Below are 16,256 nucleotides of genomic sequence, written 5' to 3'. Positions count from 1 at the left end.
GGCCGTATAAAAGTGCATCATGTGTTCATGGATTTTAAACAGCTTTATTCATAAATTCTGTTGGAGTGGTTTGTGTAATTTTCTTGAAGGCCTTATAAAAAGAAACACGGTTATTGAAACCACATTGATAGGCAAGGTCCGAAATGGAATCGGAGTTGCTTTCAAATCCGGATAAAAGTATTTTCTTGGCTTCTTCAATCCGGTATGCATTCACAAAATCATAAAAATTCATGTTGAAATTTTCATTGATCACTTGGGAGGCATGATGCCTGGAAATGTTCAGCAATTCTGCAATATCGTCCAATCTAAGTTCATGTTTTAAATACAACTTTTGATTGTTCATGACATCTTCTAATTTCTCTTTCAATTCTAACGAAAAGGCATCAGAAAGTCCTGTTTTTTCATACTTCTGATGGTGCATACTCGGAAGGGAAAGGAATCCTAATGATTCTTTGTTGTGCATTTGGGGATAAATGAACAGTGTCAAAATTAGAATGGCATAAAGCATAAAGGAAACCAGTTGTGCCAGTCCAACAAGTTTCATTGAAGTTTGATCTTTATCCACCCATAACATAAACAGCATGATCAAATTTGAAAGTAATGCCAATGCCAAAAATAAAGGCATTCTTAGATTGAGGAATCTTTCTTTTTTACTGATAAACAAGGGATTGTTCCAAATGGCCATAATACTCAATTTTACATAGTTGAGTAGAAAAGTGTAAAAAAGAAGCATCAGATAAGGCCTTCAATTGACGAACAACCTCTATGGATTTATAAATGATGGATTTGGATTGGTTAAAAATTCAAACTACTCCCTAAAGAGCTCAATAGTAAAGTCAAGCAATTTTTGGTCACCATACTGGCCATGACCTGGAACCACAAGTTTGGTCTGGTGATATTTTTTCTTGATTTCTGAAACGGTTTGGGACCATTCTTTAACATTGGCATCTTCGAGATAACCTTTGCCGGCCCCGACGGATTTTATCAAACAGCCACCGAACATGGTCTGCTCTTTTGGGAAATAACCGATAATATTGTCCACAGTATGTCCTTCTCCCACAAAATCGAGAATCACAGTTTCATCCCCAACCTGCAAATCCAAAGATTTTGAAAATCCATTCAATGGAATGGTTACCGGCTTGTCCTGTACCAATTCAATGGTCTTTTGGTTGGCGTAGGAAGGTATCTGTTCAGCATGAAATGCTTCAAGTCCGCCCAAACAATCATCATGGAAATGCGTAGCCACAACTGCCTTGACTTTCAATTTTTTCGATTTTAACCATTTCAAAAGCTCTTCTGAAACGTCATTGTTAACAGGAGTATCAAACACAATGGCTTCACCATTGTTCACCACAATCATTCCGTTACAGCTCACTTTTCCGAAACTTTCGGTTTCCAAGTACGATACGTGCAAATAGGTGTGCTCGGTAAGCGGTTCTATTTTTAAAGTGGGAGTGACGTAATTTTCAGAAGGGATGGATGTTTTGCATCCCATCAATCCTAATAGAGCCAAAAAAAGAAGGAATTGTTTCATCAAGAAAGCATTAGAGAATCATTTTGGAATAAGGAATAACGGTTGGGTATCCTTTGTCATGAAAGTATGCGATGGATGATTCATCTCCAGTCGCCATTACAAAATCACCTCCCCAGGCTCCCAGACTTTTAACGGCTCCGGCATAATCAGGATACAATTTTTGTTTAATGGGTAGAATACCAAGTGTTTCGGATAAAATGGTTTCATGCTCTTCCATCAAAATTTCAAATTCCGACAAATTGGGTGCGGCAATCATTTTTTGGGTCAAGGTAGAAATTCGTTTGACCAAAGATTCCTTGTCTATTGACCGATTTTTATAGGCTGCAATAGCCTCTTTGCTGCTTTGCTTTTGGTTGAGATGGACAAAGAATAATGAATCCTTGAAAAAGGGATTAAATGAAGTTTCCTCAACATGGGGTTCACCTTTTTTCAATTGGTAGGTTAGGGGTGAATTGTGTTGCGCACAGGCAATGTCGTAACCGCTTCCACCAAAGGCTTTCCATAAAAGTTCATAGGCATCTACCCGGGCCCATTGGGCCAAATTGTTGATCAAAGTAGATGAGGTGCCCAAACCCCAAGACCGAGGAAAACTTAAGTGGGTCTCCACCAAAAATCCCTCATGGTCTGAAAGGAATAGGGGGTTGTCCAGTTTAGCCTGTTGCAGCAAAACCACCAAGGTTTCGGCAGTTTTTGCGTCCGTGGTTGAAATGATTTTCAGTTCTTCAATATCAAATTCCGCTCGAAACCATTCACGGTCCGATTCATCATAACTGACCCAATTCAAGTGTCCAGAATGGGTAGGTGCGGCTTTAAGCGATTGACCGTAACTAGTAGGAATAGCAAGTGCTAGTGCTCCATCCAGCACCGCATATTCACCTGTGAGCAACAATTTTCCGTTGCTATAAAATTCCTTTTGCATCATGTTCTTTGCAGCTTTTCCAACGCTTCTTTTACCGAAGCATTTGTGACGGTTTCATGTTTAAAGTAATGTACAAGCTGTGCTTTTTCGCTTTCGGTGGCTCCCATTTGGTTGAGCATGTTGAGCAAGTGCATTTTCATGTGACCTTTTTGGATTCCGGTGGTCACCAGGCTTTTAATAGCGGCAAAATTCTGGGCCAATCCCGCAACGGCAACAATCTGCATCAATTTCTTGGCCGATGGATTTTGAAGAATTTCTAGCGCCAACTTCACCAATGGATGCAAAGAGGTAAGTCCACCTACGGTGCCCAAAGCCAATGGAATCTCGATCCAAAATTTGAAAATATCATTTTCAATCGAAGCATGTGTTAAACTGAAATAGCTCCCATTTTTTGCGGCATAGGCGTGCACCCCAGCTTCCACGGCCCTAAAATCATTCCCCGTGGCCAACACTACGGCATCGATTCCGTTCATGATACCTTTGTTATGCGTCACCGCGCGATAGGGTTCCACATTGGCAATGTTCACCGCCTGCACAAATTTTTGGGCAAATTCCTCTGGGGAAATGTCTTTAATAACCAATTGCTCAACAGGGCATTCCACCTCGGCCCTCACCAAGCAATTGGGAACATAATTGGATAGGATGCTCATGACCACCTCTATATTTTTCTCTTCTTCGGAAAAATCCGGATGGCCTTTGGCCTGTTCTTTCAAAGTTTTGGCAAATTGCTCCAAGCACGAATTGATAAAATTGGCACCCATGGCATCCAAGGTCTCAAAAGTGCAGTGCAACTGGTAATATCCAGAAATCTTATGGGTGCAATCCCTTAATTCAATGGCATTGATACCGCCTCCCCGTTTTTCCATGTTCTGGGTGATGGAGGCAACGCTACTCAATAAATTCGGGTGGATTTTCTTGAAAAATTCCTGCAATTTTTTAGGATTGCCCTTGTACATAAAATGCACTTGTCCCACTTTTTCGGTTCCCAAAATGGTGGTCTTGAATCCACCTTTGTCCAACCAAAATTTAGCAGCTTTGCTGGCGGCGGCCACAACTGAACTTTCTTCAATGGCCATGGGTACGGCATAAAACTCCCCATTGATCAAAAAGTTGGGCGCTACCGCAAATGGCAAGTAATAGTTAGTGAGGGTATTTTCTATAAACTCATCATGCAATTTTTGTACTTGGGAATCAGGGTTCCAATAGCGTTCCAACAGTTTTTTGGTGGCTTCGGGATTCGTTGTGCATTGATTGGCGATCCAATCTATCTTTTCAGCTTTGGAAAGTTTGGAAAATCCTTCAACTGGCGTCTTCATAGTGTTTGGTAAAAGGACTCAAATATAAGGATATTGCCACTTTGGACGATTGCCATCAAAAATTTGAACCGATTTGGAGAAATTTAACTCCATGCTTCTTGTTGCAAATGCAACATCAAAGTTTATTTTTCGGATAAATATTAGTAAACTTGGAGGTTTTTAATCCATTTATACCGCATGAACAAGCAGTTTTTCCTATTGCTCACCCTCTTTGGCTTTTTGACTTTTTCTACAGCACAAAAGAAAAAAATAGCCCTCGAAGAAATTTGGGGAGGAGCGTTCAGTACAGAATATATGGATGTTTTGCGATCCATGAACAACGGTAAGCAATACACCATCCTCAATTTTAACCGTTCCCCACGATCCAGTAGCTTGGACAAGTACGATTATGAAACTTTGGAAAAGGTGGAGACCATTGTGGCTTCCTCGGAAACCGTTCCCTATTTTTCGTCCTATTCTTTTAGTGATGACGAATCGAAAGTTTTGTTGGCCACCGAAGTGGAACCTATTTTTAGAAGATCCAGATTGGGCATCTATTATGTGTATGATATTGCAACAAAAGGTTTGGTGAAAATTTCCGAAACCAAAATACAGGAGCCAACGCTTTCCCCTGATGGTTCAAAAGTGGCCTATGTGTCGGACAACAACCTCTATATTTTGGATCTTTCTTCCAAATCGGTCCAACAAGTGACCACAGATGGACATAAGGGAACCATCATCAATGGGGTGACCGATTGGGTGTATGAAGAAGAATTTAGCTTTGTCCGCGCCTTTGAATGGAACAGTAACGGAACCAAGATTGCTTTCCTTCGTTTTGACGAAACAGAGGTGCCCAATTTCTCCATGGATATCTATGGGACCAATCTGTATCCCTATCAATATGAGTTCAAATATCCCAAGGCCGGCGAGAACAATTCCTTGGTTACCCTACATATGTTCGATGTGGCTTCTGGTGCCATTTCAAATGTGGATTTGAACGATGCCTATTACATTCCTAGGATCAAATGGATGAACAGTCCTGATCATTTGAGCGTGCAAACGTTGAACAGACATCAGGATGATCTGAAATTGTTCGATGTTAAGGCAATTGACAATTCCGTTTCACTTCTGTTGGAAGAAAAGGACAATGCTTATGTGGATATTGATGATGACCTTACTTTTTTGGCTGATGACAGTTTCATTTGGACCAGCGAAGGAGATGGATACAACCATTTGTACCTATATGGCAAGGATGGCAAATTGAAGAATCAGATTACACAGGGCCCATGGGAAGTGACCCGTTATTATGGGTACGATAAAAAGAACAACAGGATTTTTTATCAGTCGGTGGAGAACGGTTCCATCAATCGTGATGTGTATAGCATTTCTACCAACGGGAAGAAAAAGAAACGACTTTCTACCAAAGTGGGCACCAATTCGGCCGCATTTAGTACCAACTATACCTATTACATCAATACCTTTTCCAATGCCACAACACCTTATGAGTTTACATTGCATACTGCTTCGGATGGTAAGATGGTAAAGGCAATCAAGGATAATTCGGCCCTTTTGGAAAAATTGGATGGGTACGAAATGACGCCAAAGGAATTTTCCACCATCAACATCAATGGGTACGACCTGAATATGTGGATGATCAAACCTGCCAATTTCGACCCCAATAAAAAATATCCTCTTTTCATGTTCCAATATAGTGGTCCAGGGTCACAGTCGGTATCCAACAGCTGGATCAGCAGCAATGACTACTGGCATGAAATGTTGGCGTCCGAAGGTTATATTGTGGCCTGCGTGGATGGCAGGGGAACCGGATTAAAAGGCAGGGACTTCAAAAAATTGACCCAAAAGGAATTGGGCAAATACGAAGTGGAAGATCAGATCGCCGCTGCCAAAAAATTGAGTGAACTCCCTTATATCGATGAGAACCGAACAGGGATTTGGGGATGGAGTTATGGCGGATTCATGTCAACCAATTGTATTTTAAAAGGCAATGATGTTTTTGAAATGGCCATAGCGGTTGCCCCTGTTACTTCGTGGCGATTTTACGATTCCATTTATACGGAACGCTACATGCAGACCCCACAGGAAAATGCCAGTGGCTATGATGATAACTCCCCGTTCAACTATCCTGAAATGTTGAAGGGCAAATATTTATTGGTACACGGTTCTGGTGATGACAACGTACATGTGCAGAACACCATGCGAATGATCGAGGCATTGGTGCAGGCCAACAAGCCGTTCGATTGGGCCATTTATCCCGATAAGAACCATGGTATTTACGGGGGTAATACTCGACTACATCTCTTTACAAAGTTGACCAACTTCGTCAAGGAAAATTTATAATCAAACTAACTAGAAAATTATGTCAGATGTTTTAAAATCTACCGGAGGCAAACCAAAATTCAGGCATCCAAGAGGATTGTATGTGCTGTTTTCTGCCGAAATGTGGGAGCGCTTTTCTTACTACGGTATGCGGGCCATCCTCATTTTGTTCATGACTACTGATGCTGCTCAAGAAGGACTTGGGTTGACTACGGAAACCGCGGGTGCCGTTTATGGACTTTACACCGCTTCGGTTTATTTGATGACCTTACCGGGAGGGTGGTTGGCCGATAATATTTTTGGACAGCGAAAGGCCGTTTTTTATGGAGGTGTTCTGATCATGATAGGCCATTTGATCTTGGCCATTCCGGGTTCCCCTATCATATTTTTCACAGGACTTGCCTTTGTGGCGTTAGGTACCGGTTTGTTGAAAGGTAACATCAGTACCTTGGTTGGCGAGCTCTATGAAAATGAAGATGGAGCGAAGCGAGATGCCGGATTCTCCATTTTTTACATGGGAATCAACTTGGGATCTTTCGTGGGGCAGATATTGGTTCCGCTTTTGGCAGAATACAACTGGCATTTAGGTTTCGGTCTGGCTGCAGTGGGAATGTTATTTGGACTTATTTCCTATAAATTCTTTGCTCCAAAATATTTGGGCGATATAGGAATGGTTCCCAAAGTAAAACAATTGGAAAAAACTGGAAAATCCAACTCAAAAGGTACCTATGCCATAGTTGCAGTGGTATTGATTCTTTTGGTTGTGCTACAATTTACAGGTAGTATAGATGTGACTACGGCAACCGGTATTGCACAAGCTTTGGGTCTTATTATCGTAGTGATAACCATGGGATATTTTCTTAATATTCTTTTCAATGGTGGCCTTTCTGTGCCGGATAAGAAAAAAGTGTCGGTTATTTTCATCCTGTTTGTGGGTATTGCCATTTTTTGGTCAGGTTTTGAACAGGCGGCATCTTCCTTGAATTTGTTTGCACGGGATTTTACCGATAGATTCATCGGCGGTTGGGAAATGCCAGCGGGAATGTTGCAATCCTTCAACTCTGGTTTCATTATCATTTTTGCGCCAATCGTTGGTGCCATTTGGGTGAAATTGGCCGCAAGAAACATTAACATCAGGACCCCATTTAAATTTGCCATTGGGCTTATTCTACTTGGAATCGGGTTTTGGGTGATGGTGGAGGCCGCCCATGTTGCGGCGAGTGGCGCCAAGGCTGGAATGTTCGCCTTGATCCTTACTTATTTCTTGCACTCCATCGGTGAGTTGACCATTAGTCCGGTCGGTCTCAGTGCCACCAGTAAATTATCGCCAAGAAAATATTTGGGCCAAATGATGGGTATCTGGTTTGTTGGTGCCGCTTTGGGTAACCTTATCGCTGGTTTGATCGGAGGTAACTTCGATCCCGAAAACGTGTTGGAAATGCCGAATATCTTCCTCAACGTAGTGTGGGTGTCGGTTGGTGCGGGAATCATATTCTTTGCAGCCAGCCCGTTCATTAAAAAATGGATGGGAGACGTTACCTAGTAGATTTCAGAACTACAATATTAAAATCGAAAAATCCCTTTTCACCCGTGTAGTGGAAAGGGATTTTTCTTTGTTTGCAAGTCTTCTCCCAACGTTTCGCCACACTTTTGTAATTGCTGCCATCTGCCAATACCATTTTAGGTCGAATGGAGTCCAGTACACGTTCCAAATTCACTTTTGGTGATTGTGTCAATAGCAAATAATCAATTTTTGAAGTTTGTGGATACAGGGCCAAGCTATCCATTACATACAAGGTTTGCTGGTTGATGGAATAATAGTTTTTGATTGGTTCCACTTCTGATTTTTGAATCCGTTCGGCAACGGAATAATCTCTGATCAAGCTTCCCAAACTAAGGGAGTCTGTTGTATAAACCTGAAGGGTACTTCCTGTTTGATGTAATAAAACTGTATTCCTGGACCGATGCGCCAAGATGAGGTTCTCTTTATTTTGGATTTGCACTTGGTTCCATAAGTTCCAACCTTGAAAGCCGATGATTCCCGTTAGGAGAATCAATGCCAACTTCCATTTGGGTCGAGAAAGAAAGACCACTAAGGCAACGACCACAACATAGCCCAAAATTAGTTGCACCGAATCAAACGGAATATTTTTAAAAAGGAATCCTTCCTGCTGGGCCACCCAACCTACAATGGCATTCATCAATCTGATGATTTGGTCATAAATGAGCACCAATGTTGTTGGTAATGCATCTATCAATGCTAAAAAAATAACCAAGATGCCCAGTCCCAATATCAACCCCAAAAATGGAATGATCAACAGATTGGTCACAAAAAACAAGGCCGGAAATTGGTGAAAGTAAAACAGGCTAATGGGCAAAACACCTAATTGTGCTGCTACACTAACGGATAGCAGCTGCCAAATTTTCTGAAGGAAATAATTTTCAGGATACCAAAATCGCTGCATTTTGGGATAGATCCAAACAATGGCAAACACGGCGGCATAGCTCATCTGAAAACCCACTTGAAACAAGAACAAAGGTTTCACCAACAAAATGAACAACATGGACAGAGCAATAATGTTGAAGGAATTTGTGGGTCGATTAAGGTACATGGCATAGGCCAAAAAGGAGAACATGGTCACGGCACGCACAATGGAAGGGGAAGCCCCGGCAATAAAGGCATATGCCCAGAGCAGGGCTACAACGAGAATCAATTTTAAAGTTTTGCCCTTGGGAAGTCGTTCCAATGGTGTTAGTAGAAATTGCAATAAGAGCAACAAAATGCCCACATGGAGTCCGGAAACGGCCAAAATATGAACCGCTCCGGCATTGATGTAGTTGTTGTAGGTGTCTTCGGAAATGTCATCACGTTGCCCCAACAACAGGGCTTGGATAACGCCAAGTTCTTCTTGGCCAAAATCATAAGATTTTAATTTTACGATGATGCTTTCCCGAAAATTCGAAGCCATCCCGAAAAGGGTTTGGGATGAATTCTCCAAGGTCAAAAAGGTGCTTTTTCGGGCCCTTATTTGATGATGAATACCCTGCTTTTCGAGATAAGCTTTGTAATCAAATTGATGGGAGTTGACGGGAGGTGGAACACTTTCAGTTCGTGCCCAAGCAAGCAGTTCATTATCAACCCTAAAAGTTGTACCAACACTGTCCGAAGGAAGAATCAGCAGGACTTTCCCGGAAGAATTTTGGCCTTCAACGGCAATAACTTGTGCAACAAACCTTTGTGAATAAGCATTCGGTTTTAAGGTTTCCGTGATTTTAAGATGCCAAGTTTTCTCTTTGTTCAGGTCATGATCAACTCGATAGGAACCTAGAGGGAAAATGGCCAATCCCACCACAAAAACACCTAGGGCTATTGAAAAAAGTGCTGTAGACAGTTCAAAAATAGGTAACCCGTCCCTTAACTGTTTTTTGCCGGTCCAATACAAAACGGGAAGTAGGATCAGCAATATTAACAAAAACGGTGATGGTGGCAATTCACCATAAAACCCCAAAACAATGCCCGCCATCACACACAAAGTGAGTTTAACGGACACAAAATCCAATTGGCGCACTTAAAGGATACGCATAGCTTTTACAAAGGCATACTTCCAATATCCTTCCCGTAACGAGGATACTAAAACGCCCCTTGAGGTTGTGGCGTGAATAAATTTAATGTCGTCCCCATCTACTTCAACAACCAAGCCTACGTGGTTGATCCGTTTACCGCTTTTGGAGGTCTGAAAGTAAAGCAAGTCCCCTTTTTGGACTTCCTCCACTTCAATTTTTTGGCCTTCCATGGCCATCTGATAGGAACTCCTTGGGAACATAATATCATTTTCCTTTAAGGAAACATACACCAAACCGGAGCAGTCCATGCCTTTGTTGGTGGTACCCCCATACTTGTAGCGCGTGCCGGAATAGGACATGGCTGTGGAAATAATGGCCTCTGCCTTTTCGCTGATGCGCTCTTCTTTTTTGGATTTTCTGGGGAGAGTGTCTTCGGTCGACCCCTCAACCGTTACGGTCCGGGTCTTGCTGTAGGTTCGTTTTTTCTTGCCGGGGCCGCAGGCTATTATGGCAAAAAATAACAGTAAGATTATGGTTTTACGAAGCATCCAAGAATAGATTTTCTTTCTTGGAAGATAAAACTACACATTTTCAACGATTAATTTGGCCGCCAATTGACTGGCACCACTTCCTCCCAATTTTTCCCGCAGCAGATTATAGTCCGATAAAATGCGTTCCCGTTCAGGTCCTGTTACAATTTTGGAGAGTTCCGTTGTGAGATTTTTTGTTGTCAAATCATTCTGAATCAATTCCTTAACAACTACTCGGTCCATGATAAGATTCACCAGCGAAATATAATCCAAAGTGATAATGCGCTTCGCAATTTGATATGAAATCCAATTGCCTTTGTAGCACACCACTTGAGGGATACCGAAAAGTGCCGTTTCCAAAGTGGCTGTTCCACTGGTCACCAAAGCGGCATGCGAATGTTTGAGCAGGGTATAGGTTTTGTTGGAAACGTACCCGACTTTGTTCCCTTTTAAAAATGGCTCATAAAATTCATCGGGAAGGCTGGGTGCCCCAGCAATCACAAATTGGTAATCTGGAAAATCCCCCTTCACGGAGAGCATTACATCCAACATTTTCTGTACTTCCTGTTTTCGGCTACCAGGGAGCAGTGCAATAATAGGTTTTTCAGGGTCTAATCCGTTTTCTTTTCGGAAGGATTGATTCTCTTCCACAGCAGTATTTTCTATGGCATCAATGAGCGGGTGTCCCACAAACTGAACGGGGAAACCATGTTTTTTTTCGTAAAATTCCTTTTCAAAGGGAAGGATCACATACATGGCATCAATATCCCGTTTTATTTTTTTGATTCGGCCCTCACGCGATGCCCAAATTTGGGGGGAAATATAATAATTGGTCTTGAAACCTTGTTCCTTGGCCCATTTGGCTATTCGGAGGTTGAATCCCGAAAAGTCAATGAAAATAATGACATCTGGCTTGAACTTTTGAATGTCTTCTTTGCAAAAGGCAATGTTTTTGAAAATGGTAGGAATGTTCTTGAGTACTTCCAAGAAACCCATAAAAGCCATGTCCTTGTAATGTTTGGCCAATTTTCCTCCAGCTTGTTCCATCAAATCACCACCCCAGCAACGAATATCCGCTGAGGTATCCTCTTTTTTGAGGGCCTTGATCAAGTTGGAACCGTGCAGGTCCCCAGAGGCTTCACCAGCTATGATGTAGTATTTCATGGGAAAAGTTCAAGTTCAAAATTAAGTTAAAGAATCAAACTTTGGCAGTTCAAGGATTTTCCTTTTTGTTCTTAATGATCGTTGCGATGATTTTTATCAACTGTTCCGCTTCATCCAAAAGATTGTTTCTTCGAATACTGTTGCCAAAATCCAATTTCTTCAGGATTTTCAAATTCACTCTTGATTCTTTGAGTTCCTTCAGGCTAAGACTAGCTTTGTTGATGTAATCCTTACCAGAGTTGGTTCCTTGTACTTCACCAAAATTTAGCGCGGCACTTCCTCCTGAACGCAGTAATTGGTTTCCATAGTAATTGCCGATAGCGTCTTTTGGCAAATCTTGATAGAATAAGGCCGCATTTGCTGCAAATTCCACTATTCTATCCTCCAAGTCATATTTTTTAGTAGGTATTTGGGACATTTTATTTTGGTTTTGGTCTTGCTCTTGAAACTTCAAAAGCAAAAAATGTTGGTTTAAGATAGCACTTTATACAACAAAATAACCAACGCTGTAACCAATGTAGCCAGCATCACCCCCTTGGCTCTATTATCTCTTTTGATCCTCAAAAACCCAAAAAAGGCAACCAAGTTCAATATGGCTCCCAAGGCAAGCAGACTGCCAATATGGCCCTGGTCCACTGCGGCGTTAAAGGTGTCGACGATGCTCAAATCTGAAAATAGCATTATGTAGAGTAAAGTGCCAAAGGTGTTGGCAATGATCCCTACCACAAAGCCAATAATGATTTCTTTTCTATTGTTCATTTAAGTTCCAATTGTTGATTAGTGGTATGGCATGGTGGGCAGTTAGGTCGAACTGCGTCGGTACCACTGAAATATAACCTTGTGATAGCGCCCATTCATCGGTATCCTCGCCTTTGTCCAACAGTTCAAATTGCCCGGTAAGCCAGTAATAATCCTTTCCGGATGGGCTTCTGCGTTTGTCAAATTCTTCCTTCCAATTGCCCCTTGCCTGTCTACAGATCTTGATTCCTTTGGGTTTTTCCGTTTTGGGAATGTTTACATTGAGAACGGTTCCTTTGGGCATCCCGTTGGTCAAAGCCTCGGAAACAATTTTCTTCACGGCGTCCAAGGAAGGTTCAAAATCGGCGTTCCAAGAATAGTCGCAAAGGGAAAAGCCAATAGCTGGAATACCTTCAATGCCTGCCTCAATGGCAGCACTCATGGTGCCGGAATATATAACGTTGATGGAAGAATTGGAACCATGGTTGATGCCGCTCACACAGATATCCGGTGTTCGGTCCAGAATTTCGCGGAGGGCCAATTTCACACAATCCGCTGGGGTTCCACTGCAACTGTACTCACTTGGCGCACCTTCTTTATGGTCTACCACCACTTTTTTGGAAAATAGGGTGCTATCTACTGTAATGGCATGTCCCATGCCCGATTGGGGGCTGTCTGGAGCCACGACGACCACCTCACCAAGTTCTTTCATGGAGCGAATTAGTGCCCTTAGCCCGGGAGCAGTGATTCCATCATCGTTGGTGACCAAAATGAGTGGTTTTTCCATGCATTATAATTAAAGGCATAAAAATACGTTTTTCATAAGGATATGGAGCCTCTGCCGTTTAACAAAAAATTAAAAGCGGCGATCAGAACTGGCACGGTTTTTTCTGTATCTTAGAGAATTCATACAATTAAGAACGACGGATGACGTAACGAAGATTTGACGGTATGAGGTCAGATTATTTCGCTCCAGAAAAAAATCACATTATGAAGAAGAACTTTATCTTGGCACTTTTGGTTATTCTTGTTGCAGTAGCCTCTTGTAGCTTTACCAATAAGTCTTTCGATAACGACGACAAGGATAAGCTTTTGCTGGATTTGATTACTTATGTTTTGGAAAGGGGACATTATGAACCCAAAGACCTTAACGACAATTTTAGCTCCAATGTATTCGATGACTTCATCGACATTGTTGATCCTACAAAAAGATATTTCCTAGAAAGCGATATCAGGGAATTTGAAAAATATCGATTCATGATCGATGACGAGATCAGGAACACCGATATCACCTTTTTCAATGCCGTGTACCAACGTTTGATGGTGCGTATGGAAGAAGCCAAAGACATCTACAAGGAAGTATTGGCGGAACCATTCGATTACACCCTTGATGAAACCATCAACATCGACTACGAGAACCAAGAGTTCGCTGCCAATAAAAAGCAGTTGAAAGAACGTTGGAGAAAACAATTGAAATACAATACCTTAACCGTATTCGAGAATAAGGTTGACAACAAAATTTCTGATGCCAACCAAGAAGCCAATGTGGACGCAGAAGCCATTTTGGCATTCAGCGACATTCCAACCAATGTGGACAGAGTTGCCACTGAAGAAGAAGCCAGGGAAGTGACCAAAAACACTTTGGACGAATTTTTTGACTTTGTTGGCGATTTGGAACGTAAGGACTGGTTTGTACAATATTTGAACACCATCGTGGAAGAATTTGATCCACACACCTTTTATTTTGCTCCAGAGGAAAAAGAGAGATTTGATATCGGAATGTCCGGTAAGTTTGAAGGTATCGGTGCCCGACTACAGAAAAAGCCTGAAGGTGCCAAAATCGTGGAAATCATTTCCGGTGGGCCCGTTTGGAGAGATCAAACCCTTGAAGTGGGTGACGAAATCTTGAAAGTAGGCCAGCAAGGAGAGGAGCCTATCGATATCGTTGGGATGCGCCTTGATGATGCCATCAAATTGATCAAAGGCCCAAAAGGCACCACTGTGGACCTAACCGTAAGAAAAGTGGATGGAACCATTCAAATCGTATCCATAACCAGGGATGTGGTAGAGTTGGAAGAGTCTTATGCAAAGTCAGCTACCATTGACAGTGACGACCACAAATATGGGTTGATCAACCTGCCCAAGTTCTATGTGGATTTTGAAGATTACACCGAACGCAATGCGGCTACCGATGTGGCCAAAGAAGTGGAGAGATTGAAGGAAGCTGGTGCCGAAGGTATCATCCTAGATCTTAGGGATAATGGCGGAGGTTCTTTAAAAACTGTTGTGGAAATGGCTGGATTGTTCATCAAGGATGGTCCAATTGTACAGGTTCGTTCCTCAGGACAGCGCAAAGAAGTGCATGAAGATAAGGATGAACGTATTCAATGGGATGGACCACTGGTGATTTTGGTGAACGAATTGTCCGCCTCTGCTTCGGAAATTTTGGCTGCTGCCATGCAGGATTACAAAAGGGCCGTTATCATCGGTAGCAAACAGACATTTGGAAAAGGAACTGTTCAAAACGTGATTCCATTGGATGGTATCGTGAGAAGCAACGATCAAGGTGATTTGGGAGCCATTAAATTGACCACTCAGAAGTTTTACAGGATCAATGGTGGTTCTACCCAGTTGGAAGGTGTGAAGAGTGATATCGTAATGCCGGATAAATACAGCTATATCGACCTTGGGGAGCGTGATCAGCAAAACCCATTGGGTTGGGACAAGATCACTCCTGCTGATTATAAAATTTGGGATGGGTACATCGATTTTGAAACAGCTGTGTCCAACAGCAAAAAACGAATGGAAAACAATCCGCAGATCGAGTTGATCGAGGAAAACGCCAAATGGATCAAGGCTCAGCAAGATGAGAATGTAATCTCTCTTAACTATGATGCGTATGTTCAAAAAGCGGAAGAAGCCAAAAAGCAGTCCGATAAGTTCAAGACATTGAGGGATTATGATTCCAAACTTTCCTTCGGTTCTTTGAAATATGAGACTGAACTTTTCACCCAGGACTCCGTACTAAGGGAGAAAAGGGACAGATGGCACAAGGATTTGGCCCGCGATATTTATGTGGAAGAAGCTGTTAACGTGCTAAAAGATCTGCATTTGAACAACATCAAACAACAAGAAAGAAAATTGGTCAGCGTAAAAGGGTAACCAATTTCTCAAAATAAAGAAAACCGACTCCAAAACGAGTCGGTTTTTTTTTATGTTCAAATATTACATGATGTAAAAATCGTCGGATTCAACGGGTTTCGGTAAATCTGTTTCACTAACAAGTTGTCTTAAATTGATGTCAATGGTCCTTGCTATGGAGGTTACCGGGGTATCGGTAGGTTGATTTTCAAATGGATCTTGCAATCTGAAAGCTGCCTTTTCCAGAAAAAAGAAGACCATGGAGATGATGACCAAAATGAAAACCTCCAATATCACGGACAGACGAAGCGGTTCAGACATGGCCAGAAAAATAACGAAAAGGTAAATGGCCAAGTGCAACCCTTTTCGGTAAGTAGTCGGAAACACGGTATTTTTGATGCGCTCACATTTTCCCATCGAAGCTGTCAACTGGGCCAAAGTTCCTTCCAATTGCAGTCTGGAAAAGCCATCCAATTTTCCTTCGTCAAAAAGCTTTTTAATAGATTCGGTCTGAAAATTAAGAATACCCAAAGGGATATTTTTTTGTGCTTGAATTTCCTTCAATTCTGCATCCGAGATCAAACCGTTCAAATTTTTAAAGGGGTCGGTATTTCGCAAAGATTGCCCCAAGGAATAGCACCAGGCAATTTGACGGTAAGCTATCGTCTTGATCATGGGATTATTCGCATCTGCATACATTTTTAATTGTAAAACCAGGGTACGGGAGTCATTCACTATCTCTCCCCAAACCTTGCGTGCTTCCCACCATCTGTCATAGGATTGATTCACTTTAAACGAAATCAAAATAGAAATGGCAATACCCAATGTGGTTGCTATGGAAATGGGAATATCAGGTAAAATACCAGGAAAAAAAAGTGGAAAAACATCAACCACTACACCAATGAGCGTGACGGTAAGTAGGGAGATTTTAATTTCACTAAAAATGTATGTTATGGGAAAAATCTGTTTGGTAATCATCGTTTGATGCCTTAGGATGCTGTATAAAAGTAATGACAAATCAACGTAAATAAGCT

The 16,256-nt window shown here is 41.9% G+C and carries 14 protein-coding genes; 3 read left to right on the top strand and 11 right to left on the bottom strand.

The genetic code is table 11. The features are described 5' to 3' along the window. Nucleotides 1-34 precede the first annotated feature (34 nt). The 4 genes from LKX84_RS05910 to LKX84_RS05895 all read right to left on the bottom strand — a co-directional run bounded on the left by LKX84_RS05910 (nt 35) and on the right by LKX84_RS05895 (nt 3,769). Nucleotides 35-544 carry a helix-turn-helix domain-containing protein gene (locus tag LKX84_RS05910; protein ID WP_228236212.1) on the bottom strand — a complete coding sequence of 170 codons (510 nt, stop codon included), beginning with the start codon at nt 542-544 and terminating at the stop codon, nt 35-37. A gap of 264 nt (nt 545-808) precedes the next feature. Further along, the gene (gene bla, locus LKX84_RS05905) at nt 809-1,534 is read right to left on the bottom strand and encodes a subclass B1 metallo-beta-lactamase (RefSeq protein WP_228236211.1); all 726 of its coding nucleotides are present in this window, start codon (nt 1,532-1,534) and stop codon (nt 809-811) included. Between the two features lie 10 nt (nt 1,535-1,544). Beyond that, on the bottom strand, nt 1,545-2,456 hold the full coding sequence (locus tag LKX84_RS05900) for a GYDIA family GHMP kinase (RefSeq protein ID WP_317206459.1): 912 nt from the start codon (nt 2,454-2,456) through the stop codon (nt 1,545-1,547). Beyond that, entirely contained in the window at nt 2,453-3,769 is a 1,317-nt protein-coding gene (locus LKX84_RS05895) for a hydroxymethylglutaryl-CoA reductase, degradative (RefSeq protein ID WP_228236210.1), read from the bottom strand. Before LKX84_RS05895 ends, LKX84_RS05900 begins: the two co-directional genes overlap by 4 nt. A gap of 177 nt (nt 3,770-3,946) precedes the next feature. On the opposite strand from LKX84_RS05895, the gene LKX84_RS05890 reads away from it, so the two are divergent. Continuing rightward, complete coding sequence (locus tag LKX84_RS05890) at nt 3,947-6,106, top strand: S9 family peptidase (RefSeq protein ID WP_228236209.1); 2,160 nt, start codon at nt 3,947-3,949, stop codon at nt 6,104-6,106. Between the two features lie 19 nt (nt 6,107-6,125). Further along, nucleotides 6,126-7,628: a peptide MFS transporter gene (locus tag LKX84_RS05885; RefSeq protein WP_228236208.1), complete on the top strand. Its 1,503-nt coding sequence runs from the start codon at nt 6,126-6,128 to the stop codon at nt 7,626-7,628. On the opposite strand, the gene LKX84_RS05880 is transcribed toward LKX84_RS05885, so the two are convergent. Genes LKX84_RS05880 through surE form a run of 6 tightly spaced genes read right to left on the bottom strand, consistent with a single transcriptional unit; the run spans nt 7,621 to nt 12,868 of the window. Next, nucleotides 7,621-9,609: a ComEC/Rec2 family competence protein gene (locus tag LKX84_RS05880; protein ID WP_228236207.1), complete on the bottom strand. Its 1,989-nt coding sequence runs from the start codon at nt 9,607-9,609 to the stop codon at nt 7,621-7,623. The genes LKX84_RS05885 and LKX84_RS05880 overlap by 8 nt on opposite strands. A 45-nt stretch (nt 9,610-9,654) precedes the next feature. After that, nucleotides 9,655-10,197: a C40 family peptidase gene (locus LKX84_RS05875; RefSeq protein WP_228236206.1), complete on the bottom strand. Its 543-nt coding sequence runs from the start codon at nt 10,195-10,197 to the stop codon at nt 9,655-9,657. Nucleotides 10,198-10,230: 33 nt separating this feature from the next. Continuing rightward, nucleotides 10,231-11,343, bottom strand: a complete 1,113-nt coding sequence (lpxB, locus tag LKX84_RS05870; protein ID WP_228236205.1) for a lipid-A-disaccharide synthase — start codon at nt 11,341-11,343, stop codon at nt 10,231-10,233. Between the two features lie 49 nt (nt 11,344-11,392). After that, nucleotides 11,393-11,761: a four helix bundle protein gene (locus tag LKX84_RS05865; protein WP_228236204.1), complete on the bottom strand. Its 369-nt coding sequence runs from the start codon at nt 11,759-11,761 to the stop codon at nt 11,393-11,395. Between the two features lie 53 nt (nt 11,762-11,814). Continuing rightward, on the bottom strand, nt 11,815-12,102 hold the full coding sequence (locus LKX84_RS05860) for a hypothetical protein (protein WP_228236203.1): 288 nt from the start codon (nt 12,100-12,102) through the stop codon (nt 11,815-11,817). Continuing rightward, the gene (gene surE / locus LKX84_RS05855; protein WP_228236202.1) at nt 12,092-12,868 is read right to left on the bottom strand and encodes a 5'/3'-nucleotidase SurE; all 777 of its coding nucleotides are present in this window, start codon (nt 12,866-12,868) and stop codon (nt 12,092-12,094) included. Before surE ends, LKX84_RS05860 begins: the two co-directional genes overlap by 11 nt. A gap of 203 nt (nt 12,869-13,071) precedes the next feature. Here surE and LKX84_RS05850 point away from each other — a divergent pair, with 203 nt between their 5' ends. Beyond that, a complete protein-coding gene (locus LKX84_RS05850) occupies nt 13,072-15,243 on the top strand; it encodes a carboxy terminal-processing peptidase (protein ID WP_228236201.1) in 2,172 nt (723 codons plus the stop codon). Nucleotides 15,244-15,306: 63 nt separating this feature from the next. Here LKX84_RS05850 and LKX84_RS05845 read toward each other — a convergent pair whose 3' ends face one another. Further along, entirely contained in the window at nt 15,307-16,200 is an 894-nt protein-coding gene (locus tag LKX84_RS05845) for a bestrophin family protein (protein WP_228236200.1), read from the bottom strand. Nucleotides 16,201-16,256 lie beyond the last annotated feature (56 nt).

The sequence above is a fragment of the Allomuricauda sp. M10 genome (assembly GCF_020782875.1).
GTDB lineage: Bacteria > Bacteroidota > Bacteroidia > Flavobacteriales > Flavobacteriaceae > Flagellimonas.
The sequence above is the reverse complement of the archived record's forward strand: the minus strand, read 5'-3'. Positions and strand labels throughout refer to the sequence as shown.